The sequence below is a fragment of the Ruegeria sp. E1 genome (assembly GCF_056534225.1).
The window spans coordinates 1-22986 of the sequence record NZ_JBQFPE010000021.1 but is presented as its reverse complement, the minus strand read 5'-3'; the positions used below and the strand labels follow the sequence as shown (position 1 = coordinate 22986).

16 protein-coding genes and 1 pseudogene are annotated in these 22986 nt (G+C 52.0%); 13 read left to right on the top strand and 4 right to left on the bottom strand.

Going from position 1 to position 22986, the window contains the following annotated elements; genetic code table 11:
• Positions 1-51 precede the first annotated feature (51 nt).
• The 4 genes from ACR0FG_RS19735 (at position 52) to ACR0FG_RS19720 (ending at position 7851) form a co-directional block, all read left to right on the top strand.
• Positions 52-2031: a hypothetical protein gene (locus tag ACR0FG_RS19735; RefSeq protein ID WP_480894961.1), complete on the top strand. Its 1980-nt coding sequence runs from the start codon at positions 52-54 to the stop codon at positions 2029-2031.
• Positions 2031-3167 carry a hypothetical protein gene (locus ACR0FG_RS19730; RefSeq protein WP_480894959.1) on the top strand — a complete coding sequence of 379 codons (1137 nt, stop codon included), beginning with the start codon at positions 2031-2033 and terminating at the stop codon, positions 3165-3167. The genes ACR0FG_RS19735 and ACR0FG_RS19730 overlap by 1 nt, the downstream gene beginning before the upstream one ends.
• 656 nt (positions 3168-3823) lie before the next feature.
• Positions 3824-6460, top strand: coding sequence for an AsmA family protein (locus ACR0FG_RS19725; RefSeq protein WP_480894958.1), 2637 nt, complete (start codon positions 3824-3826; stop codon positions 6458-6460).
• 155 nt (positions 6461-6615) lie between these two features.
• On the top strand, positions 6616-7851 hold the full coding sequence (locus tag ACR0FG_RS19720; RefSeq protein ID WP_480894956.1) for a metallophosphoesterase family protein: 1236 nt from the start codon (positions 6616-6618) through the stop codon (positions 7849-7851).
• Positions 7852-8021: 170 nt separating this feature from the next.
• Here the strand turns inward: ACR0FG_RS19720 and ACR0FG_RS19715 are convergent, their stop codons facing one another.
• Together ACR0FG_RS19715 and ACR0FG_RS19710 are read right to left on the bottom strand one after the other, a co-directional pair.
• Positions 8022-9890, bottom strand: a complete 1869-nt coding sequence (locus ACR0FG_RS19715; protein ID WP_480894954.1) for a sensor histidine kinase — start codon at positions 9888-9890, stop codon at positions 8022-8024.
• The gene (locus ACR0FG_RS19710; RefSeq protein WP_480894952.1) at positions 9887-10540 is read right to left on the bottom strand and encodes a response regulator; all 654 of its coding nucleotides are present in this window, start codon (positions 10538-10540) and stop codon (positions 9887-9889) included. The genes ACR0FG_RS19715 and ACR0FG_RS19710 overlap by 4 nt, the downstream gene beginning before the upstream one ends.
• 422 nt (positions 10541-10962) lie before the next feature.
• Here ACR0FG_RS19710 and ACR0FG_RS19705 point away from each other — a divergent pair, with 422 nt between their 5' ends.
• From ACR0FG_RS19705 to ACR0FG_RS19690, 4 genes are all read left to right on the top strand, one after another.
• The gene (locus tag ACR0FG_RS19705) at positions 10963-12561 is read left to right on the top strand and encodes a Na/Pi cotransporter family protein (RefSeq protein WP_480894951.1); all 1599 of its coding nucleotides are present in this window, start codon (positions 10963-10965) and stop codon (positions 12559-12561) included.
• Between the two features lie 87 nt (positions 12562-12648).
• On the top strand, positions 12649-14496 hold the full coding sequence (locus ACR0FG_RS19700) for an ATP-binding SpoIIE family protein phosphatase (protein ID WP_480894950.1): 1848 nt from the start codon (positions 12649-12651) through the stop codon (positions 14494-14496).
• Positions 14493-14849 carry an STAS domain-containing protein gene (locus ACR0FG_RS19695; protein ID WP_480894948.1) on the top strand — a complete coding sequence of 119 codons (357 nt, stop codon included), beginning with the start codon at positions 14493-14495 and terminating at the stop codon, positions 14847-14849. The genes ACR0FG_RS19700 and ACR0FG_RS19695 overlap by 4 nt, the downstream gene beginning before the upstream one ends.
• A 70-nt stretch (positions 14850-14919) precedes the next feature.
• A complete protein-coding gene (locus tag ACR0FG_RS19690) occupies positions 14920-15711 on the top strand; it encodes a substrate-binding periplasmic protein (RefSeq protein WP_480894946.1) in 792 nt (263 codons plus the stop codon).
• Between the two features lie 181 nt (positions 15712-15892).
• Here ACR0FG_RS19690 and ACR0FG_RS19685 read toward each other — a convergent pair whose 3' ends face one another.
• Positions 15893-16810 carry a LysR family transcriptional regulator gene (locus ACR0FG_RS19685; protein ID WP_480894945.1) on the bottom strand — a complete coding sequence of 306 codons (918 nt, stop codon included), beginning with the start codon at positions 16808-16810 and terminating at the stop codon, positions 15893-15895.
• Positions 16811-16861: 51 nt separating this feature from the next.
• On the opposite strand from ACR0FG_RS19685, the gene ACR0FG_RS19680 reads away from it, so the two are divergent.
• Positions 16862-17776, top strand: coding sequence for an NAD(P)-dependent oxidoreductase (locus ACR0FG_RS19680; protein ID WP_480894944.1), 915 nt, complete (start codon positions 16862-16864; stop codon positions 17774-17776).
• Positions 17777-17831: 55 nt separating this feature from the next.
• On the opposite strand, the gene ACR0FG_RS19675 is transcribed toward ACR0FG_RS19680, so the two are convergent.
• Positions 17832-18722 carry an AraC family transcriptional regulator gene (locus ACR0FG_RS19675; protein ID WP_480894943.1) on the bottom strand — a complete coding sequence of 297 codons (891 nt, stop codon included), beginning with the start codon at positions 18720-18722 and terminating at the stop codon, positions 17832-17834.
• A gap of 161 nt (positions 18723-18883) precedes the next feature.
• Here ACR0FG_RS19675 and ACR0FG_RS19670 point away from each other — a divergent pair, with 161 nt between their 5' ends.
• The 4 genes and pseudogenes from ACR0FG_RS19670 to ACR0FG_RS19655 all read left to right on the top strand — a co-directional run bounded on the left by ACR0FG_RS19670 (position 18884) and on the right by ACR0FG_RS19655 (position 22859).
• The gene (locus ACR0FG_RS19670) at positions 18884-19696 is read left to right on the top strand and encodes an SDR family oxidoreductase (protein WP_480894942.1); all 813 of its coding nucleotides are present in this window, start codon (positions 18884-18886) and stop codon (positions 19694-19696) included.
• Positions 19697-19734: 38 nt separating this feature from the next.
• A complete protein-coding gene (locus ACR0FG_RS19665) occupies positions 19735-20577 on the top strand; it encodes an SDR family NAD(P)-dependent oxidoreductase (RefSeq protein WP_480894941.1) in 843 nt (280 codons plus the stop codon).
• A 409-nt stretch (positions 20578-20986) separates the two neighbouring features.
• On the top strand, positions 20987-22039 hold the full coding sequence (locus tag ACR0FG_RS19660) for a TRAP transporter substrate-binding protein (protein WP_480810111.1): 1053 nt from the start codon (positions 20987-20989) through the stop codon (positions 22037-22039).
• A gap of 186 nt (positions 22040-22225) precedes the next feature.
• Positions 22226-22859 (top strand): annotated as a pseudogene (locus ACR0FG_RS19655) (tyrosine-type recombinase/integrase).
• The last annotated feature ends 127 nt before the right edge of the window (positions 22860-22986 follow it).

Here is a 22986-nt window from a genome sequence, read left to right as displayed (position 1 = left end):
AATGCCGCTGACTAACCTGCTTTGAGCTTTTCAAAAAGCTGAGATTGAAAAATGACCGGAGTACCTGATTGGGTAGGCCTGCTTTTCGGCGCCTTGGTTGTAGTATTTTACTCATTTGAGCGGTTTAACAGAGCGAATTATGAGGATCGTTACAATCTTGACGATTTGATATTGTTGGTAACGCCCGACCAATTGCGAGCACGTGCTGTCGTTATGCGCGCGTATCTTGGGTATACGCTCATGTTGTTGAGCGTGTACTTCCTCGTTTGCGGATTCTCCAACGTTTTTGCACTTTTGGGTTTTGGTGGTTTGTCCGGTGGACAGGTGGGGGCTGGCGCTGACGCAGTCGGTAGCAATGCCGACGGGACGACCACGCAAACACAACTGGGCATAAACCCGAAAGTATCGCTTGCGGTGGCGCTTGTTATGGTGGGCTTGGCGCCTTCGGTGCCAATTCTAAAGCGCTTGGAGGAACAGGCACGTAATTGGGCTCACAGGTTGGCGGGTATACCGACACGCGTTCTAGATATCCGGGATTCGCTTCTGCATAGGGGAGTTTCGCTACCAAAAGGGCATAACTTTGAGGTAGATGGCCTTCTCATCGATAAAAATGACTGGCAGCGAATCGAATGTTGCAATCGCAATCTGGGAAGACTGGGAATGGATTCACCCAGTGCTTATCGAGATTTACTGGTCATTTTTTCGGCATCCAATTGGATTTTAGACAAAAAACTCAAACTCCATCGTGCTTCAGACAGGCAACGCTTTCTTCACTTGGAAGACAAATTACGTGACCAAAGGAAAAAGTTCTTTGCTGAGTTAGACGAACTGAACAGCTTTGATCGCCAGGCAGAGCAGACTGCGGCCGATCCAAAAACAGAAATGGAAACGGACGGCCGGACTGATAGAGAGCTCGGCGAAACCGAAGCTGAAAGATCGAACAAATGGGAAGTCCTTATCGAAAGTGCACATGACTTGGCAAATGGGTTTTGCATATTGATCGCATTGTATGCTGAACGTGGAATAATTCGACAAAACTCCAAAGAGCTGGTTACGAATGAAAACCCCAAGCGATCACATTGGGAACGGCAATACGTAAAAGCTAAAACCCTTCTTGATGATTTCATCGCCAACCCGATAGACGCTTCCCAAATCCAGAGCGCAAACACTCAAAAAATCATTCGCGTTTTTGTCTGGATTTCAATATCGGCTGTTTTGGCGACTATCGCATGGAGCTTGACTTTTGGAAAATTTTCCTACGAGCTAAGTGTTAATAAAGAAGTCGAAAACTGGTTAGACCCTGTTTGGTATCAATTTTTAGACGCCTTGTTCAGTTTATGTTTGCCACTGGGTATCGCATTGACGGTCTATGGGTTTCTCAATAATCGTTCTCGATGGAAGGATACTTGGTCGACTAGCTTGATCAGTTTGCTGCCCCAATACCTTTTGGTTGTGGTCGTTTCCTGGCTGCTGACTATGTTAATTGTTTTGGGCATCTTTATTTGGCTTACCGCTGCGAACTATGGCTGGAAACTGGCCGTAGAGGATCTCCCCAATGTTTTCGAGTACGAGGCAGTATCGAAATTGCGCGGTGTCAATTTGGCGGTTTTTGTGATCATATTGCTTGATGCTTTCAAAGTGCAAGACACTTCCAAAAATGGTAGTGATCAAGCATCAGAAACCAATCGGCAGTTACCAGTTGAAGCGCAATCAAATGCTGAGTCAAACAAACAGCAAAACTTACAAGAGAAGCAAACCAATGAGAGCTTTCGCATAGCTTCGTGGTTATTCTTCTCGGCCATAACGACGGGTACTCTGGGCTTCTCAGGCCAATATCTGAAGTCGTTGGTTTTCGCCCGTGAAAACAGCCGGATTGGGCTCGACGCGATAGATGGGGGATTGATTTTTTACACTACACTCTATTCAGCACTCATAGGTCTGATTGTTATCTATGTCTTTGTTCGTGCCTTGCAAGACTGGCGTGACGATGATGACGAACACCTAAAAACGGCGCTAGGTGAGGGGGTTTGATGCGAACTACTATCGTTGCCTTTCTTACACTTCTGACATTCGCCTGCCCCACACTGGCGCAAATCAATGATTTGTCTGATAAAGTAGTTGTTGGGGTCCGCGCCGATGCCAGACCATTTGTTTGGTGGGACGAAGGCACAAAAGGATTTAATGGCTTTATTTACAATCTGTGCCTGAAAGCCGTAGCGCACACTGGGTACATGCCCAAGATTGTCAAGGTTGACTCAAAAAAGCGCGCCGATTTCCTTAAAACTGGAGCCGGTGGTTATGACCTACTATGTGATCCAACCACACTGACTCTAAGCCGGGCTATGCACTTCGCGGATAGTGCCAAAAGTGGTAACGAAGACCTGGGTGCGCTTCATTTCTCCCCGATCTATTTTGTTGCTAACGGCGGCCACGTAGAACTGAAAACTAAGAGCAAGATCGCAGGCAAAGGAGTCTTCCAGATTGAGACAGAGAAGTTTCCGAACTCAAAATCTTGCGATGAAGTAATTGCCGATGTTTGGGCTCCGCAGAAAACAGAGCACGCAATCCACTCAACACAGGCGACAGAAGACAGTACAAGCCAAGGTCGTATCAAAAAATGGTTTAGTGCCAATGTTCAGCTTAGATATCATGGGCCTGATGAGAAGATTGAAACTCCTGACACAAATGTGTCTGTCTGGGGTTATGTCAGAGGAACGTCGGTCGAAAAGAGGGTTTTGTCCGACCAACAGGAAAGTCCTGGGGACAGAACCGCTATCTGCGTTCTCGTTTTCGAGACACACGATGAAGCCGCGGCTCGGTTTTGCGACGGTTACCTTGCCCGATACTACGGGGATTTAGATATTATCCGCGCCACCATATCGGAAGCGTCAGAAACGAAGTCCCCATGCGAATACGAAGAGTCTTCTGAACAGCAGAGGACTTACGAACCGTATGCTTTTGTTGTTTCCTCACGTCGTCACCCAGATTTTCCGAGCAAATTTGCGGCGGCTATTTATGCACTTTTTCATAGCAACAGCGTGCAGGATGATCACGCCGCTAGCTTCCCTGGCGTCAGCAAAACCACCTATCTCAACACTTTGTTTCTAATTAACAAAGTGCCGTCAGGCGAAAGCGGTGGGGTTGCAGCAGATTTGGAGGATGAGTGATTTTGAGACACAACCGAAGTCTTAGGATTGTGTTTTGCGTGCATCCACAAAGATGAATTCAAACACCTTGGTTCGCAACTTGCTCTGAATAGTCTTCGGCGGCCCTCGAAAGCTCAAAACAATATCTAGGGATTGGCATCACAACTCGGTCTTATTGCGACATGATTTGGCAAAAGGGTGAAAGCAGCCTTCCGTACCATTGTGGCCAACGACCTCTTCGGGCTCTAAGCCGACTTCGGTGCCGTCGCAGCAATGCCCTCTGCCTGATAGTGCCTGATCACGCGGACGGCCCAAAGCTGACATTGAGCACTCGCTCTGAATGCCGCATTCGCAACCCGCTTTGCGGTCATTCGCTGCGCTAGCTAAATCCAACGACCGTCAGACTCACTGTCTGCGGACGAAGCTGCATTTGAATTTCATTTGATCAATGTCGGTTTCGATAGAATACAAATCAAATGTTGCCCATCTGTCAAAGAGCGGGCAGGCATGTCCTTAACAGTTTTTCTGGCGATGTTTGTACTGGCCTTTTACCCAATCAAACGGGACGATTTCTAACACAGCTCAATTTAATTCCTTCACGCTACACTGTTCTATACCTTCTATATGCAGACTTCTTCAAACGCGTTGGCGATGTGCGGCTAAGCTGGTGGGATACCATGAGGGCAATATTTCGAAAAACAGGACGTGCAGCGTCGCTCGTCGTTCTTGTTATCATGTTCTTTTGGTCCGCTTTAGCCTTGCCTGTGTTCTCCGGCTTTCGAACCCCGATTTTGGAAAAGATGCTCTCAGAACAAATCGGTCAGACAGTGCACATAAAGGGGGACGTCAGCATCATTCTGGGGACGACAAGTCACATCCGCGCAACCAAGGTGGAAGTGCCAAGCGAGGCCATTGAGAATGTAAATCTGGCGGCCTTAAACGTCCTGGAGCTGGACTTGAACCTGTCGGCGTTGATTTCAGGTCAGATCGATATCGACAACCTGGTTATCGATGACCTGAAAGTTCGAATGCTAACCGACAAAGAGGGAAACCAAAGCTGGGTCGCGAATAATCGACCTGAGGTCAGTATGACACCTTTTGGGGCGCAGAAGGACTACGGGGGCATTCTGGATTTCCTGAGTGACAAAACAGCAGCATTCTCTTCGGTCGCGCTGATCGTGGATAACGAAACAACGGGCTTCGAGTTCGATTTCGAGCTGAAAGACCTGCGCTTGGATCAGATGGACGATGATGCGGGTGCTACAGTGACAAGCCAGGGAACGGTGAACGGGCAGAGCTTTCAGATCAAAGGTGACTATCCACGAGGACACGCCTTCACAACAACCGCAGATTTCGGAGCGATGAAACTTGAGTTCAACGGCAACCCGATCACGGCGGAAAACGGTGGTGGCTTCGAAGGCAAACTGACGCTGGATACCGGCGAAATCGGCGATCTGCTCGAACTTCTCCGCCTTGACCGCGATATTGAAGGTCAGGCAAATTTGGCGGCCGACATACAAAGCCAGAACCCAACGCTGAAAATCACGAATTTCAGCACGGCTTTGAACCTTTCGACCGGTCAGTTGCTGACAGTGAAAGGCTCCGTCGATGATCTGATCGGTTTCGAAGGCATCGATATTGTTATTGATGGGCGCTTTTATCCGCAGGGCGACCCGCCTGAAACGGCCACGGATCTAAAGGATCTAAAGCTCACCGACCTTTCGACCCATGTCGTCGGCACAGAAAACGCGCTGGAATTCCAGGATCTGACCCTCACGACAAATGCGTTTGACAACGAGTTAAAACAGATCGGTCCGGTTCGTTTTGGTCGCTTGTTTCGTGCTGACAACGGTAACCTGACGCTGGAAAATATCGCGTTACAGGCAGGACCGCAGGACCGACCCTATTTCATTGCCAAAGGCAACATCAAAGACTTGTTGCGCCTGAAAGAGATCGACTTTAGCGGCACGATGTCGATACCGTCATCGCTGTTTTTCCGGGACCTTAGCGCAAAGTCGCTAGGCAGCGTCGAAGGCAGCTTTTCTGTGGATGATCTACAGGGGTTCCTCAGTCTCAACGAATTCGATGCCCAGACAGTTGATACCGATATCTGGGAACTGAGGACCAAGGCCAAACTCGGCAATGTAAATGACTTTGAAAACCTGTCTTTCGATTTCAATCTGGCTGTCAAAGACATCGCCCAGTTTCTGGCGGCCATCGGCCAGAAATCAGTCAACGCCGGACCGTTAAAGATCAGCCTGACCGCGAACGGAAAACAAGACGATTTCTCAAGTGTCATTGCTCTGACATCCGGCAAGTCTGAACTGAGCGCCAAACTTGAGACATCCACGGCTGGCGCGCGTCCTCTGACGCAAGGCAAGATTTCCAGTCAGAGCATCGCAACTCAGGACGTCAAAAACGCTGTAGCCGTTGTTTCACGCATCGCAACAAGCTTTCGCCAACCCGGCACCAGGGGCGCGATTGGCAACAGGTCGAAAGGGAAACCTACCGACCTCATTGAGGCAGAAGATTTTCTGCTCGATCAGGACGTCGATGTGTCCATTGACGTCAAGAAAATCGAGGGCGAACAGGCAATAACCAGTTTATCCAGCCACCTGAAGGCAAAGAACGGCCTTGCCCAGCTTGGGCCTGTCGCAGTCGCTTATGATGGTGGTCATTTCTCTGCCAATGCAAGAATGAATATGGTGAAGAGTCCGCAATTGCTTTCACTTCAGGGCATAATAAAGGATTGGAATCTGGCAACCCTGTTCAGCGAGTTTGATACCAAATACTCGGCAGTTGGACGGCTGCATGGGAGTTTTGAGCTTTCCGGAAACCGGCGTTCGGCAGAGGCCTATATTAACTCGATGAAAGGCTCCGCTTCTATCGCGATGTCAAATGGTGGAATATCAACCAGTCTTCTCGAACTGTCCGGTCTTGGCATCTTTCCCTGGTTGATTTCCGAAGAGTTGAGAAAAGGGTACAGTAAGATCACCTGCCTCGCCACGCCCATCAAAATCGATGCCGGTGACGTTTCATTCAACTCGTTTGTTGCAGAGACCCAAAAGGTACAGCTTGTTGCCCACGGTGATCTGGATTGGATAAAAAATACGATTTCAATTCAGGCCGAGGCCCGAAAGCTCGGCAGGCCCTTGTCGCGGAGCGCCTGGCCATTCGAAGTCGTAGGTACGTTGACCCAACCAAAAATCAAACTTCTTCATCACAACATTTTCCAAAGGCGCACAGATGGAGCCACGGAGCTACCCGAACACCGAAAATCCTGCATTCCTGATATAAATCAGCTGAGAAAGTAGACTATGGCTGCCAGTTCAACTTCGCTTGGATCCGGGCGGCCGGTTGTTCTAAACTGAGTTCCTTTTGATCCGCTTGTGTCAGCAGGATTTGAGATTCACTGGACTTACGGGGCCTCATACCTAAGCTTGCAGCATTTTTCGAAAGAGGGGTCGGCATGTTGACCAAAACTGCTTCACTCGTTTTCGCGGCATGGGTTTGGCTGTGTTTCACGGTTTTGTCTTCCAAAGCTGACTTGCTGCATAGTTGGGTCCAACTCGGACCCGATGATCAGATCATTGTAAGAGCAATCTCTGCCTCAGTTGACTGCCCTTTGTTGCAAATCGATGGTCGGGCTGTTGCAATGAAAAAGCGAGCATTGCCAGAGGACCAGTTTCCTAATCTGGTTTGCGAATACCGCGCGCCAAAACTGGCTCAGAAGATACTGCTTGGGGGAAATCCGCTGCAAACGCTCAATCCAAGCATGCAACGGATTGCCGTGATCGGGGATACAGGGTGCCGAATTCGCGGCACCAGAGTACAGAACTGCAATGATCCAACCACCTGGCCGTTGAAAGCCATCCTTGAGGAGATCGCATCCAGATCGCCAGATCTGGTTATCCATGTGGGTGACTACGTGTATCGGGCATCGGAATGCCCGGACGCAGAAAAATGCGGTGGATCTCCTTTTGGTGACACTTTCAAATCCTGGTCGGCAGACTGGCTGGATCCGGCGGACAGTCTGCTCGGGCGCGTCCCCTTTCTCTTCCTGAGGGGCAATCACGAAAACTGTGGACGCGGCGACAAAGGGTGGTTCCGGTATTTCGAAACCGGGTCCGTTCCATTGAGTTGTCCCACAGTAACCCTGCCGTGGATCGCTTCCGTTGATGGTCTTGATCTGATTTCGTTTGATTCCTCGGCCGGTCCGGCACCGCAAAGTAGCCCCGATCTGTCAAACGTCTACCGGCGAATGGCCACAGACTTGTTTGGGAAAACCAGCGGCGAAGCCTGGATTCTCACGCACCGACCGCTTTGGGTGAACATGCACGCATTTGGAGAGCTGATTGATGGTGACGACACACAGCGGGCGGCGTTCAACGGGATCATTCCGGAAACAGTCAACCTAGTTTTGTCAGGCCATATCCACGCCTTTCAGGCGATCGATTTACTGGACGGGCCGGTGCAGGGAATAAGCGGTAATGGCGGAACCCAACTTGATCCTATGCCCACCGATACTGCTACCAACATTGAAGTTGCTGGCAGCCTGGCAAGTATCGTAGTCAGCAACAGCGATTTTGGTTTCTTGATGTTGACCCTGGAAACAGATGGTAGCTGGTCGATGGACGCAATAGAAGAAGAGGGAAATACCCGGAATCGATGCCGTCTTGTGGAGCGTACGCTTTCTTGCGAATGACGCAAATCTGAGTGTGGCTTGAAAGGTTTCGTTGCCGTCACTTGCGGCCCTTAGCCGACATCCAGCAGGCGTTCTTGATGCTGCAGTCGCAGCCCGCTTTGCGGTCATTCGTTGCACACGCAAAATCTGAACGTAAATGTTTCAGCAAAATCCAGATTTACACGCCTTTTCTACGAGAAGCCCCCGTTAACATTTTGAAGGTCAATCGGAACCCAAAGGCAAACAATTGTACCCCGGTCTGAAAAATCAACTTCAAGCTTCCCACCGAGATTGTCGGCCCTATCGAACATGTTTTTCAGGCCCTGTCCTTTGCCCATGACCTTACCATGGCTCGTACCGTTATCCGCTATCTCGATTTGAAGAATTTCTGGCGAGTGATTAATAATTTCAAAGAGAATAGTTACCTTGTCTGCACCCGAATGTTTCGAGGCGTTGGTTACGGCCTCTTGCATGATCCGAACAATGTGCAGGGCATAGGACGGCGTGAGGCCATTGATCGGGGGTATTTCGATCATTTTCCAATCCAGTTCGATCCCCTGCAATGCCAGTTGCTGTTCGGCCCGTTCGCGAAAGGCACCGAGAATTCCAGTGATATCATCCTCGACCGCCAGCGAATTTATCATCGTGCGCAGATCGTCCAGGGCAGCGCGTGCGAAACTTTCGATTGTCTCGGGGGAGGCGTCCCGGTTGTTGGACATCGCGATGATCGACATCAGCTGACCACCCAGACCGTCATGCATATCGCGCATGATCCGCTGGCGTTCTTCGTCAAGCACTTGTTGTCCTTCGCGAAGATTTTGCCGTTCGAACGCTTCGCGAAGCTGATATGCTTTTTTGTGTATCCGGTCCTCCATCGTCTCGACAAGCGTATCCATCTGGTTCGCGGATTCGATCAGACGCAGGGCGAAAACAACGCTCAGCGCCGGGAGGATCAGGATAAATACGATACGAAAATGCAGAAAATTCCTGTCCGGTGTCACATTCAGGATCACAAGTGTATCATGCACCATCAGAGTACAGGCGCCGAGAATGGCGATTGCAATGATTTGCGATTCCCAGCGTTTTTCTATGATGGCTGAACGCACAAGGACAAAGATAATCCATAGGGTCATGGCGATACTGAACGGAACCACGGCAAATACGTCGATGTAGTGGAAAATACTGGGCGGCAATAAAAGGTAGGCAACTGTCGCAAAACCCGGCAGAACAAAAAGATATTTAAGCGGTATTGGCAGCTTGCGTTCGGAAAGTTCGTAGACAAATATCAATCCAAGGACTGATTGCCAGAAATTCGTAACATATCCAAACAAGGCAACCAAATCGGCCAGCAAATTGAAGCTGGGCAAGAGAACGGGCAGACCGTGTAGGCTACTGAATAAAAGCAGCAAGCCGCAAATCAGCGCGGCGCGTTCGTTCTTTCGGCTATACCACAGCAACAGGAGCAACGCGGCAAGCAGAAACTGCCAAAGCTGCACGAGGATCGGCACTATTACAGCCCGGCTATAGTGCCAGTCATAACTACCCTTTAACGCTTTGGCGGGACCGACATAAATCGGGCTTAGAAATCCAATCAACTTGCCGCCCGGGCGTAATGTAATTTCCAGTGTCATCTCGTCCGATGAAACAGAACCAGCTGGAATTGGCGCAAAAAATGGCAGTCCCTGATCGGCAATCAGATCTCCACTGATAAACCCCCCTTGGACAAGCTCCTGCCCATTCAGTGAAACGCTAGCTTGTCCCGAATAGTTTGGAATATAGACAGCCCATTGATCCACGTTAGGTGGAGGGTCGAACGTAAAACGATACGTTCCTTCGCCAAGAAGCCGGTCAGGATGAGAACGCCAGTTGTCAGGCAGCGAAACTATCTGACTATCTGAAGATAACTGTGAAAAGCTGACGTCCGTGACTGCAAGATCCTGTTGCGGCAGTGGCAGCAATTCAAAGGCCAGAAACAGCGAAACTATGGCAGTCAATCCGCCCCAGAAAACAAGCGAAAGCGGACCACTGACAATCTTCTGGGTTTGGTTCGCACTTCTCAAGAGATGTTAATCAATCCGCGTTGTATCGCCTCAAACACAGCTTCTCCTCGTGAATTCACCTCCAGCTTGCGGTATATATTCTTGATGTGTGTCGGCACCGTGTTGCTGGATATGCCAAGCTTCCCTGCAACATCGTTATAAGTAAACCCTTTTGCGATCCCCCAGAGAATATCCATTTCGCGTTCGGTCAGCAGGTTGTTTTTTTTGTCGAGAGTTTCGGACTGCTGGACAATTCGGATAATGAACCGCGCCACCGAGGTCGAAATTGGCGATCGTCCAGCCAGCAACTCGCGCACTGACTTCACGATATCTAGCGCGCGGGTGTCTTTCAGAAGAAACCCTGAAGCCCCCGCAGAAATGGCCGTTACGACGCTTTGTTCATCACCAAGCACCGAAATAACCATGATTTCCATATCAGGAAGTTGCTTGCGTGCCAGTCGGATCAGATCAAAGCCATGACCGTCAGGAAGCTTCAGATCGGTGATCAACACGGTCGCCTTAAGGGAGGCAATTGCTGTCGCGCCTTCTGCAAAAGTCGCACATTGCGCAGTGATTTCGAAATCCGCCTGCGTTTCAAGGCCGCAAACCAGCGACCGGAGCATTGCCGGATCATCTTCTACAACGATAATACTGACCGCTGGTTCGGTCACATTTCACCCGTTCGTTAAGCAATACAATCAACAACGTACCTCTGTGATCGAAAGCCTTCTATCCCAAACTTATGGGATGGTCAGTAAAACGCATTGTCTTCAGTTTACGATACGTAAGAAACAATCGAAACACCAACTTTGGCGGTTGCTGTGGGTGAGAGCCTTAGTGCCTGCTGAACAACACTTGTTTTGCACGATGTGTGCATGACTCGGTTGGGAATACGATTAGAGTGCTAGGGGGCGCGAAATTGTTGGGAACTGGTCGTGCCGTGCGGAGTGGAGAATTTTCTAGCGGCGTAAAAAAGCACGGCTATTCATGTCATTGCAGTTGTTCGACCAAAACACGCATTAACGTGAAACGACACCGGATAACGCAATCCAGATACTTGGCGCTGTGCCTGTCCGAAGTCGTACTTTGAATAATGCAAGTTACCATTTCCACGATTGCTGAGATTCTGGGTGGGCTTGGAATATTTTTCTTTGCGCTCCAGTTTCTCAGCCAGAATCTGAAGCAACTGGCAAGCCAACGCCTGCGCCAGGGTATCGCCAAGCTTACCGACCACACCGGTGGTGGATTATTGGTTGGCGCTGTCATGATCACCATAACGCAAAGCGGCCCGGCGTCGGTTTTCCTTTTGGTCGGGCTGGTCCGGGCGGGGATGGTCTCTTTGAAACAGGCGCAGCCGGTATTGCTGGGCGTCAATATGGCGGCAGGATTAACCGTCTTGTTTCTGGCGCTTGAAATCCATGTGGCTGTGATGATTTTGATCGCCATATCCGGTGTTTCATATGTCTACGGGAATACACGCGTCAAAAGAATTGCAAGCGCTGCCATCGGCGTTGGTTTCCTGTTTCTCGGTCTTGAGATCATGCGAGATGGCGCATCCGCTGTCGAAGGCCAGCCCTGGTTCACCGCAACCATCGCGTTTGCGCAGGGTAAACCGGTTCTGAGTTTCTTCGTCGGAGCGATTCTGACAATTGTCACCCAGTCTTCCATGGCGGTCGTTGTCGTGATGACCACGCTTTTTGGTGCAAGTTCTATCGGACAATCCGAGGCGTTGATGTTCATCTATGGCGCAAATGTCGGGGCGTCTGTACTGACTTATTTCCTGTCATCAGGTGTAACCGGGATCGCCCGGCAGGTGGCCATGTACCAGGTTGGCTACAACTTTGTAGCCGCAGCAATAATGGTGCCTTTGTTTTTTGCCGAAACGATACTTCACATCCCACTCGCCGCAGATCTGGTTTCCCGTATCACCAGCGATCCAAGTAAAGCGGCAGCGCTGCACTACATTTTCTTCAACCTGGCACCTGTTCCCCTGCTACTTCTGTTTCTGAAGAAAACGGCACAGATTCTCAGGTTGCTGAACCCAGAGACAACTGCCGAGATTGGTTCGAAGCCAGCGTATCTGGAAGGACGCCTGCCAGACGATTCTGGCATTGCATTCCGACTGATCGCGCTTGAGCAGAAACGGATGATCGACCTGCTGATCGGTGCACTAGAGAATTTCCGTTCAAGGTCTTCTGAAAAAGAACTGAACGAAACGCTGCAAGGGTTCGACACACTGGCCAACACGGTTCGGGCCGCAATCGAAGATTCAACCGAACGGGCTGACCTGGACACAGATATTTATAATCATCTGGACAATGTCATGCGCATTCAGAACAGCCTGGAAGCCGCGCGACAGACAATCGAGAAACTGATCGCAGAACTGAAGGCGTTGCGAAACTCAGAACGGGGCCTTTCCTTTCCCGTCACCGCGACGGAAGGTCTTGATACCATTTTTCACCTTCTCGCAGATGTTGCGCAGGAGCGTGACCCCGAAGATGTCGAAATCCTGTCGCAGATGACTTCCGAAAAAGGGAACGGCATCAGATCAGTGCGGGCTGCGTATCTGACAAACGAAGGCGCGCTGCACACGTCTGACAGAGTGCACCTTCTAGCTGCAGCAAATCACTGCGAGAGATTGATCTGGTTCACCGGGGAGGCATGCGAAGCGTATGGCGATCTCAAACTGTGATAGAAAAAGATACCGTCGCACAGGTGGCGATTGGAGCAACGTATGAGGTCGATAGCTTCAGGTCAGAGCTCTGTCCGGCAGCGGTTCTTGCGGATCACTGCTCCTCTCATTTTTCTAAGCGTCATGGGAGTTTTCAGCATTATCGAAACGCTGGCCCACCGAAATGCCGTGTTCCAGCTTGATGTGTCGACCGACCAACTGATCCGGACCGAGGCGGCGTCGATGGTCAACCCCCTTTGGAACCTTGATACCAGACAAATCCAGCTTCGCCTTGAAGCGATTGCGGCAAACCGCGAAGTCGTCATCGCCCGGGCATATGATGAGGAAGATCATTTCATTACCCAAGCGGGCAACCCATCACAACAAGATACAGTAAGTGCGGTACTGGAACGTGACGTGTTCCGGACAAGCGACGCCAGCCCGCCGCGAAAAATCGGCAGACTCGAAATTGAAGTGTCTGACAGCGAAATTTGGCAACAGACCCGCAATCGCTTGATACTAGCGGGTTGCGTCGCGTTATTGGCTGTGTCGATGGAAGTCGGGGCTGCTCTTTTCGCGTTGCGCCAGATCGTGGGTCGACCCCTTGCCCAGCTTCTTGATGCAATTAACTCGGAGAAAGCCGGTGAACACCGCCAGCGTGTGGATGTTCAGGCAATGGACGAAATGGGTCAGGTGATCGAATCCTTCAACGAGATGCTGGATCAGCAAGACATCTACGAAAATGAACTCGAAGAACGCACCCGCATGGAAAGCGAATTAGGCATCGGGCGCGATCTTCAACTTGCCATGGTTCCTAGGGATTTCTCGGATATCGTTGGCGACCATCCAATATCAATCTGGGGTGAACTTGAACCCGCCCGCGAAGTCGGTGGCGACTTTTATGATGCGTTTTTTCTGGACGACAATCTGTTTTGCTTTTGTATCGGTGACGTTGCCGACAAGGGCGTCCCGGCCGCCCTTTATATGGCTGTCACGAAGACATTGACCCGTGCCTTTGCAGTGGGGCAGGCTTCACCCGCTGTCACGGTTATGAATGTGAACGAGGAGCTTTGCCGGGCGAAAAATCGCGGTATGTTCGTAACTCTTTTTGTGGCAGTTCTAGACATTCGCAGCGGCCTTCTACGTTACACAAATGCAGGGCATAACCCACCGTTCCTACGGTGCCAGAGTGGACAAGTCACTAAGCTGTCGGACCGGAATGGACCCGTGGTTGGTGCTAAGTCACGATTGAACTTTACGGAATCGACAGTTCTGCTGGCTCCTGGCGATATGCTGTTACTCTATACGGACGGCGTCACAGAGGCGAAGGCACCTGATGACACATTTTTTGGCGAAGATAAGCTGAAGCATCTGTTTCATGAAGTCACTGAGCGAAACGCAAGACAGCTTGCCAAAGATATATTGCGCGCGGTTGAACAGCATGAGGGCGCAGGCGATCGGACAGACGATGTTACCTTGTTTACTTTGCTCTTTGAAGGGCAACTAAAAGAGCGCTGGGTCGGCGAGTATCCCGCACTGCCCGACGCATTCACCGGGTTAAACGCCGCCATTATTGATGCATTGAATGACCAGCAAAAAGGGGTCGTCGCAAAGACGCAACTTGTTCTGGACGAGGTCTGTTCCAACATCGCAAACCATGGGAATCCTGGCAGGGACCTTTCCTTTTTTATGAACATATCGCTTGGCGTGATCGACAATCAGATCTTGATCAGAGTGTCCGACAACACGCCAGCCTTTGACCCCGAACGAGCTCCAAGGCCCGATATCACGGCACGACTGGATGAACGCCCGATCGGGGGCCTTGGGCTGCATCTGGTTAGGCGAATGACAGCCGGATTCCGCTATGCGCGAGAAAACAATAAGAACGTCTACCGCATTCTGATCTGCGATCACGAAACACAGCTCAAAAGCCCTCGGATGCAGAGAGTTTCATGACAAGTGCGAAATTGAAAGGCCAGAACATGGAAGTGACATCGGACAACAGCGTTTCATTGATCCGCCCAGAAGGGAATCTCGATTCCAATACAGCACAAGCCTTCGAGGCCAGTCTGTTGGACGTTACGAAATCCCATTCGACCAATGTTCTGATTGACCTTGAGAAGGTCAATTTCATCGCCAGCGCGGGACTGCGGGTGTTGCTGAACATCACAAAGTGTCTTGCAAAACATGACCGCACGCTGCGGGTTTTTGGAGTCAACGGGCTGGTGCGCGAAGTGTTCGAAGTTTCAGGATTTATTTCAATCATCGACGTGCGCGAAGACGAAGCGGATGCGCGCACCGGTCTCTAGCCAACCCCGTCCCTGAAGCCTCAGGTCGCAGAATTGAAACCGAACCTCAACAACTGACAAGGAGAAGGACATGACTGTTTTTTCTATACTCCAAATTTGGATGGGGGTATTGCTTGGTGGCTTTGTGACAGCGCATTTCGCCCAGGCGGACCCAGTTCGCATCACCTATTCATCCTGGTGCCCGCATATCTGCACCGATGAAAATGAAGTGCTGCTGGAAGACAAGCCGGGATTTGCGATCGAACTGGCGCGTGAGGCCTTTGCGGATCAGGGATATGATACCGATCTCATTTCACTACCTTTCTCAAGACAGCTGAAAGACGTAAGCACCGGGTTGCAAGATGCCGTCATTCACATCAAGCAAACCCCAGACAGGGATTATGTTTGGCCATCGGTATCGACAGGCATCGACCAGCAATGCTTTGTTGTCCAGAAATCGAGCGACTGGAGCTACAACGGGGTCGACTCATTGAAAGATATTACTATTGGCGGAATAACAGGTTACCGATACGGCGCTCTGACCGATTACATGGCGGATCCCGCAAACAAGGTCGAGTATCTGAGTGGTGAAAAGACAGATCTGCGCAATCTGGAAAAAGTCGCTATGGGCCGGATCGACGCATTTCTGGATGACAGCACGACCAATGCGTATGTGATTCAGGAGAACGGGCTGTCCGATGAACTCAAATTCGCCGGGTGTCTGGAGCCAATAGAACTATTTCTGGCGTTTTCTCCGGTCCTTGAAACCTCAACTGAATATGCTGCAGCTTTGGATCGCGGCCTAACCGCGATGCGTGAAGATGGCCGGTTCGACGCCATTTTGAGCAAATACGGATTGTCTGACTGGGGCACCGGCAGTTGATAGACGGGCCGGATAGACGACAACCTGAACGTCACCAAATCGCTCGGTTGGTATGATGGTGTGGATTATGAGCGTCAAGTTGCGGGAACATGATCATATCCGGCGCCAATTCGTGCCCTTTACGCGCAGTCGAATACGGTATGTCAGACCCAATTTGACTGTGGTCGGTGCTCTTTACTGCTTACAGCAAGTGAGAGGGTGTCCATCGGAAAAGGCTTCTCTCATGTTCAGTTATGGACTTTGAAAGCCACTGCATGAACAGCTTTGCAGCTTGCCGAACCGGGCCCGGCAAAGTGACGAGGTAATATCCGATCTGCGGTATTGGATCGTCGAACAGCGCCACGAGTTGTCCCGACTTCAAATCGTCAGAAACAAAAGCCGGTACCGTCGCCCCGATGCCGTCGCCTCGGCGGATGCCATCCAGCAGCATGTTGCCCGGCACGCGGACGACCCTCCGGTCCGTTTCGGGGGGGATTCCGACCTTTTCCATCCAAAGATCAAACTCGACCGATGCCTGTTCCTGAAGAAGAGTGAATTCAAGCAATTCCGCAGGTTTTGTGAGCACCCGGTTTCCAATCAGTTCGCGGGAAGCGACGACCGTCAGACAGCCGGGTAGCAGCATCTGCGAGACAAGCCCAGGCCAGCTACCTGTTCCGTATCGGATGGCCATATCAATTCCGCCCGGCTTGAGGTCGACAGCCTGGATCGTTGAATCGATCCTCAATTCGATATTGGGGAATTCGTCAATAAACGTCGACAGACGCGGCATGAGGAACGCGCTTGAAAACATTGGAGTCGCGCTGACCACTAACGGTCGAACCGCCTCTGCACTCGACACGCTCTCGGTCACGGAGGCCATTTCAGCGAAGGCTTCAAGCAGGCCAGCCGACAGGAATTCGCCTTGCGATGTCAGAGAAATACCGTGCCGGGTACGGGTGACAAGCCGAGTGCCGAGATGTTGTTCGAGCCCGCGGATTTGCTGGCTGACTGCGGAATGGGTCACGTTCAGTGCCTCTGCCGCCCGGGTCAGATTTCGAAACTCGGCAGCGGCGGCGAAGGCTCTGAGAGATGTCAAAGAGGGAAGCGTGCGCCAATCCATAAGTAAGATCATCTGACAATATAGAAGAATTTACAACTATGTGATCCTCCGATGCCGGCGCATGCTGGTGCAGTAATTCATTGGCGACCACAGGAGGCAAACATCATGAAAATTGCTGTTTTGGGACTGGGCAATATGGGTTCAGCGCTGGCGCATTGCTTGCTCAAGACAGGCCACGATGTCAGCGTTTGGAACCGTACGTCGGAAAAGCCAGAGGTTTTTGCTGAGGCTGGAGCCACGATCTGCTCTTCACCGAACGATGCTATTGCGGCGTCTGATTTTGTCATCATCTGTATCAAGAGCCACAAGGAAACTGTTGAACTGGTCAACGGGCTGAGCGTCTCGCTAAAGGGTAAGACCATCTGTGACATGAGCACGGGCGATACCTCGGATGCCGATAGACTGGTCGGCATCCTAGAGAGACAGGGAGCTGACTACATGCTGGGCATGATCAATGCCTACCCTTCCGGCATTGGCGGTGACGAAACCACAATCCTTACGGTGGGCAGTGCCGGAACCTGGGACCGCTATGGCAGTATCATCAGAGAATTGGGTGGAAAGTCCGCCCATGTTGGAGAGAAACCAACGGCACTTGCCGCGCTCTTTGCCAGCCTCTTCACGGTTCGGCAGGGGTTCATGTTCGGAATGATCTACGGTGCACTTGTCTGCCAAAAAGCAGGCATCCCGATGCAGATTTATGCCGACCAACTCCCTGCCACGATCAAACTGGTCAATGACTACCATGATCTCTTTGCCAGAACTGTTCCGTTTGAGGATTACGACAGTGCGGAAGCCTCCCTGAAGGTTTATGCGATGGCGCAAGAGGATGCGTTGAACACCTATCTCTCACTTAATGCGCCCGCTGATTTCATCCAGTTGATGCATGACCGCACCAAAACGGCTTGGGACGATGGCTACGGCGACAGACAGCTGACCTCACTGGTCCAGCATATGACGGATGCCTGAAGCAAAAAGGCTCCGGCCAAAAGCGTTGCTGTGTTTAAGCTTTATCCCAGCAGCCCTATTGGACAGTTTCGGAAACGCGATCCTGTCTCGGGGAGCGTCCGAATTTTCGGGCATATTCTCTTGAGAATTGGGCCGGGCTTTCATATCCGACCCCGTAGGCAATTTCTGATATCTTCGAGCCGGTGGTTTGCAGTTCATTGCGGGCTTGAAGCAAGCGCAGATCTTTCTGGTATTGCAGTGGCGAGGTTCCTGTGACGGCCTTGAACTGCTCAAAAAAGGCCGAATTGCTCATACCCACTCGCCGGGCAAGCTCTCCGACGACAAGAGGATTAGCCAGATTTGACCGAATTTCGTGCGTTGCCGCGAAAATCCGGCTGGCCGTGTTTTCGTGCCACACCAGTTTTTGAAGTGTGCCGCCATGCTGCCCGATTAGCAGGCGGGCATGGATTTCGCGCGCCGTGATCGGCGCCAGCATGTGACGCGTCTCTTCGGTTTCGCATTGCTGAAGATACCGCAACAGGGCGCTTTTTATTTCGTCTCCGGTTTCCGCGAGGCAGATCGAAAATGGATCAGTCGCTCGATGGGTGGATGACTGCGGCAGTGACGCGGCCAGGGCGCGCAAGAGATCCAGATCAAGGGGGAACACGAGCGCGACGTAGGGGAGTTCGGGCGTTGCCTCGGTAATACTTGAGACAACCGGCAGCGCGTTGCTGACGATCAGCGACTGCCCGGCCTGCACGGTGAGCGTTCTGGTACTGGTCCCGACCTCTTTGGCACCTTGCAGCACCGCGCAAAGTAGCGGGCGGTAGACATTTGATTCATGTTGGGTGGTCGCCGGATGGGTGAGAAAAACTGCCCCGCTTTCCTTATGCGTCACGACACCCTGCGCGACGCCTGCGTGGTCAAGCAGCGCAAGAACATAGTCCAATAGGGTGCGAGGTTCCATGACTGCCTCCTGTCGTTGCCCCCATCGTTAGCACAAAAGCAAAATGAGTTATTGCTGAAAACACGGTTTTCCGGAGGATTTGGCAAGAAAAACGGAGATTCCTGAAAGATACATCCCCATTTGATGATTATTGTGTGCTTAGAGTCTTGCGGAGTAATAACATGAAAACCATTCTGATCACCGGGGCTTCATCCGGTATTGGCGCGGCAACCGCCCGACATTTCCAGGCGAACGGTTGGAATGTCGTCGCCACGATGCGCAACCTAGCGGGCAGCACAGATCTTGGGGCTTTGGACAACGTGCATCTGACTCAACTGGATGTGACGGATACGGGCTCAATTGCATCGGCCGTGGGCGCTGGCATCGAACGGTTTGGGCAGATTGATGTTTTGTTGAACAATGCAGGTTATGGCGCCTACGGTGCGTTAGAGGCCTTTTCGATGGATCGCATCCGACGTCAGTTTGACACCAACGTGCTTGGGTTGATGGAAGTGACCAAAGCGGTTCTGCCCCATTTTCGTCAGAGCCGGTCAGGCACGGTCATCAATATCTCGTCCATCGGAGGACAGATTACATTTCCACTTGGGGCGCTCTACCATGGCACCAAGTTCGCAGTTGAGGGGTTATCTGAAGCGTTGCACTACGAATTGGAACCTCTTGGCATTCGGGTCCGAATTGTCCAACCTGGTATGATACGGACCAACTTCGGCGGCAGCTCTTTCGATTTTGCGATGGATGAGAGCCTGCCGGATTACGCACCAATGGCCGAAGCCATGGGGCGCCTGTTTGGCAAGCTGGCCGCAAACCCGTCTGAACCAGAAACGGTCGCACAGGTCATTTGGGATGCGGCCAACGAGACCGGAAGCCGCCTGCGTTTTCACGCAGGGCCTGATGCTGAAGAATTGCTGAACGCGCGCAAACAACAGGATGACGAGACGTTCATTGGTAGCCTTAAGCAAAAGATGGCACCCTGAAGAACCGTTGAGTCATTCATAGAAAAAAGGGATGCTCCATGTACCGCAAAGTAATTGATAAAGGTGGCCTGGCCGTTGTAACCGGGGCTGCAAGCGGTGTCGGCAAGGCCGCGGCCCAACGATTCATTCAAGACGGATTGGGGGTTGTGCTGGTCGATCTGGCGGGTGAGGCCTTGGACAGAGCCGAGGTGGAGCTGCGTGATCAGGCTGGAGCCTCCGCAACTGTTCAGGCGTTTCCGACTGATGTTACCGACGCCACTGCTGTGAATGCTTTGGCGGATCAGGTCTTTGCGCTCGGCGAGGTGGCTGTCCTGATGAACAATGCCGGTATCGCGGTGCCGTCCGGCAGCTGGGAAAACGCGAAAAACTGGCGCAAACTGTTAGAGGTCAATCTTTTTGGCGTCATGAATGGCGTGCATTCTTTCCTGCCGCGTATGATTGAGGCGGGGCGCCCCGCTGTGGTGATCAACACCGGGTCAAAACAGGGCATCACCACACCACCGGGAAACCCCGCTTATAATACCAGCAAAGCCGCCGTGAAGGTCATGACAGAGATGTTGGCGCACGATTTGCGGCAAGCCGAGGTGGATGTCACCGCCCATCTGTTTGTGCCGGGATTTACATATACTGGTATGATCGCGAAGTTCATGCCGGAAAAACCTGCTGTCGCTTGGACAAGCGAAGAAGCAATTGACTATATGCTGAAGCGCATGTCGGACGGGGACTTCTATATTCTTTGCCCCGACAATGATGTGTCCGAAGAGCGCGACCGCAAACGGATTGAATGGGCCGTGGGCGATATCATCAACAATCGCCCGGCTCTTTCGCGCTGGCATCCTGACTATGTGGATGCCTTTGCGGCGCATGAGGCTTCGGAATAGCCGGTCCCAAGAGCGGTCAAGCATAGAGCCATTGAATCAGTGGACCAAACAACGAGGCTTACACCACTTCTAAATTCCTAACGGACGTTTATGCCAAGCGCAGCATTGGTCGAAATGGGCTCGATGCGGCCGTTCTCCGCGGCGTCAACAAATGGTCGAAAGGATTCCTGAGCCGCCATTGCTGATCCAACAGGGCGCTGCGTACGTATTCGGCAGGTCGCAACCCTAACCGGACTTTCCAAACTAGACTTTGCTATTCTAGAGATGCGGACGAAAGCTGCAGTTTGGTCTTGAACGAATACGTGTAAGTTCACGGATACTGGACGCAACTTGCTCCACAACTCGAAAGCAAAGGCACATCGACAATCGCTCACCTTGAGAAATTGACTGAGCGGTCCCGGAGGATACCATGACAATGATGACCAAACTGGCCCTAGCTGCCTTATCCTTTGTGGCTATGAATAGCCCGAGCCTTGCGCAGGATGTCACAATCGCCCTGCAATCGGCTTTCCCGACCAGCCTTCCGGTCGTCAACACGATCCGGCAGTTCGAAGCAGACGTCGAGGCAGCCTCCGGCGGGACGATCCAGATCGAGCTGGTGGAACCTGGCACGATTGTCTCGCCGTTCGACATTCAACAGGCGGTCTCTGACGGCAAGATCGAAGCGGGCTATACCGCTGCAGCCTACCTTCATGGGTCCTTGCCCGTTGCGTCGTTTTTCACGTCGATGCCGTTCGGGCCGCAGGCGCTCGATTTTATGGCTTGGTTCTACGAAGGCGGCGGGCTCGAGCTCAATCAGCGCATGTATGACGATGCAGGCTTTGACCTCGTGACTATGCCAGTAACATTCACCGGCATGGAATCGGGCGGTTGGTTCAACACACCCATCGAAGGGGCCGAAGATTTTGCAGGGCTCAAGTTGCGTTGGACGGGGCTGGCCTCGGAAGTGCTGGCAAGCCTCGGTGCGGATACCGTGCTGGTAGCAGGCGGAGAGATCTTTCCATCGCTTGAAAGTGGCACCATCGACGGGACCGAATTCAGCTTTCCCCAGGTGGATCTTGCGCTGAATTTTCCGGACGTGGCTTCTTTCTACTACTTCCCCGGATGGCACCAACCTTCGACGATGATTGAGCTGATCATCAACCGCGACGTTTGGGACGGCCTGACAGACAGCCAGCGCACAATTATCGACATGGCGGCCAGAACCAATGCGATGCGTTCGGTCTTGCGGATGGAATACTCACAAGCCGCCGCCGTCGCGCAAATGGCAGAACAGGGCGTGGAGGTCCGCCTCTACAGCCCCGAGACTCTGGACAGCCTCCGCGTAGCCTGGGACGCGCTTGTCTCCGAAATGGCTTCGGCTGACCCCTTTGTGGCAGAGGTTTGGGACAGTCTACTGGCCGCGCGAACACAAGAAGACGGCTGGGATGCGTTAACCGAAAAACCAATGCTGCGTCCATGATGGGCCGTCTCGACGCGATCCCCGGGCTTCTGCGCCCGGGGGTTTGAGATGAGCTTCTGCGCTATGTGAGCTGGGCCAAAAAGGGCTCATCGCAGACCTCGAAGGCGGTGCGGCAATCGCATGATATGGTACCTCGTCAACGTCGGGTTGTAGCTTGTGAGGGCATGGCGGATCGGAGGATCAGTCATGGAAACACCAAACTTACCGGCCATTCGCGCGCTGCGTCCAGCCTGGAACAAAGGTCGTATCGTTGGCCAAAAACGACCGCTGAAGCCAAAGCATGTCTGGGCAATCCGTGTTCGACTTGAATTGGCAGAAAATCATCGCGACCTCGCACTGTTCAATATGGCGATCGACAGCAAGCTGAGAGGATGCGACCTGGTAAAGATGAAAGTCGTTGACATCATGGCCTCTAGTCAGATCAAGGAGCGGGCTTCGGTGCTGCAAAGTAAAACTCAGAAACCGGTCCGCTTCGAAATTTCTGAAGGTACTCGGACCTCCGTCGAGAAGTGGATGGAAGATGAACTCATGGTTGGGTCTGAATACCTTTGGCCGGGTCGCTTCCATGAGCGTCTTCATATCTCGACACGCCAATATGCACGGATCGTCCGTGATTGGGTCACGTCGATCGGTCTAGAAGCGAGCGCATATGGCACGCATTCGATGCGGCGCACAAAGGTTACTCAGATTTACAAAAAAGACGGGCAATCTGCGCGCGGTGCAACTCTTACTTGGGCATACAAAAATGGACAGTACCGTTCGCTATCTCGGTGTTGAGCTTGAGGATGCACTTGCCATAGCGGAGGCCATCGAAATCTGAATACTACGGGCCGCTTTCATTGGCGGCCCAAAGCCGACCTCCACCACCCGGTCGAGATGTCGCGGTGCGGCCCGTTGAACCGGCCATTCACTGCAAATACAAAATCTCGAATTCTCCGAAATCACAG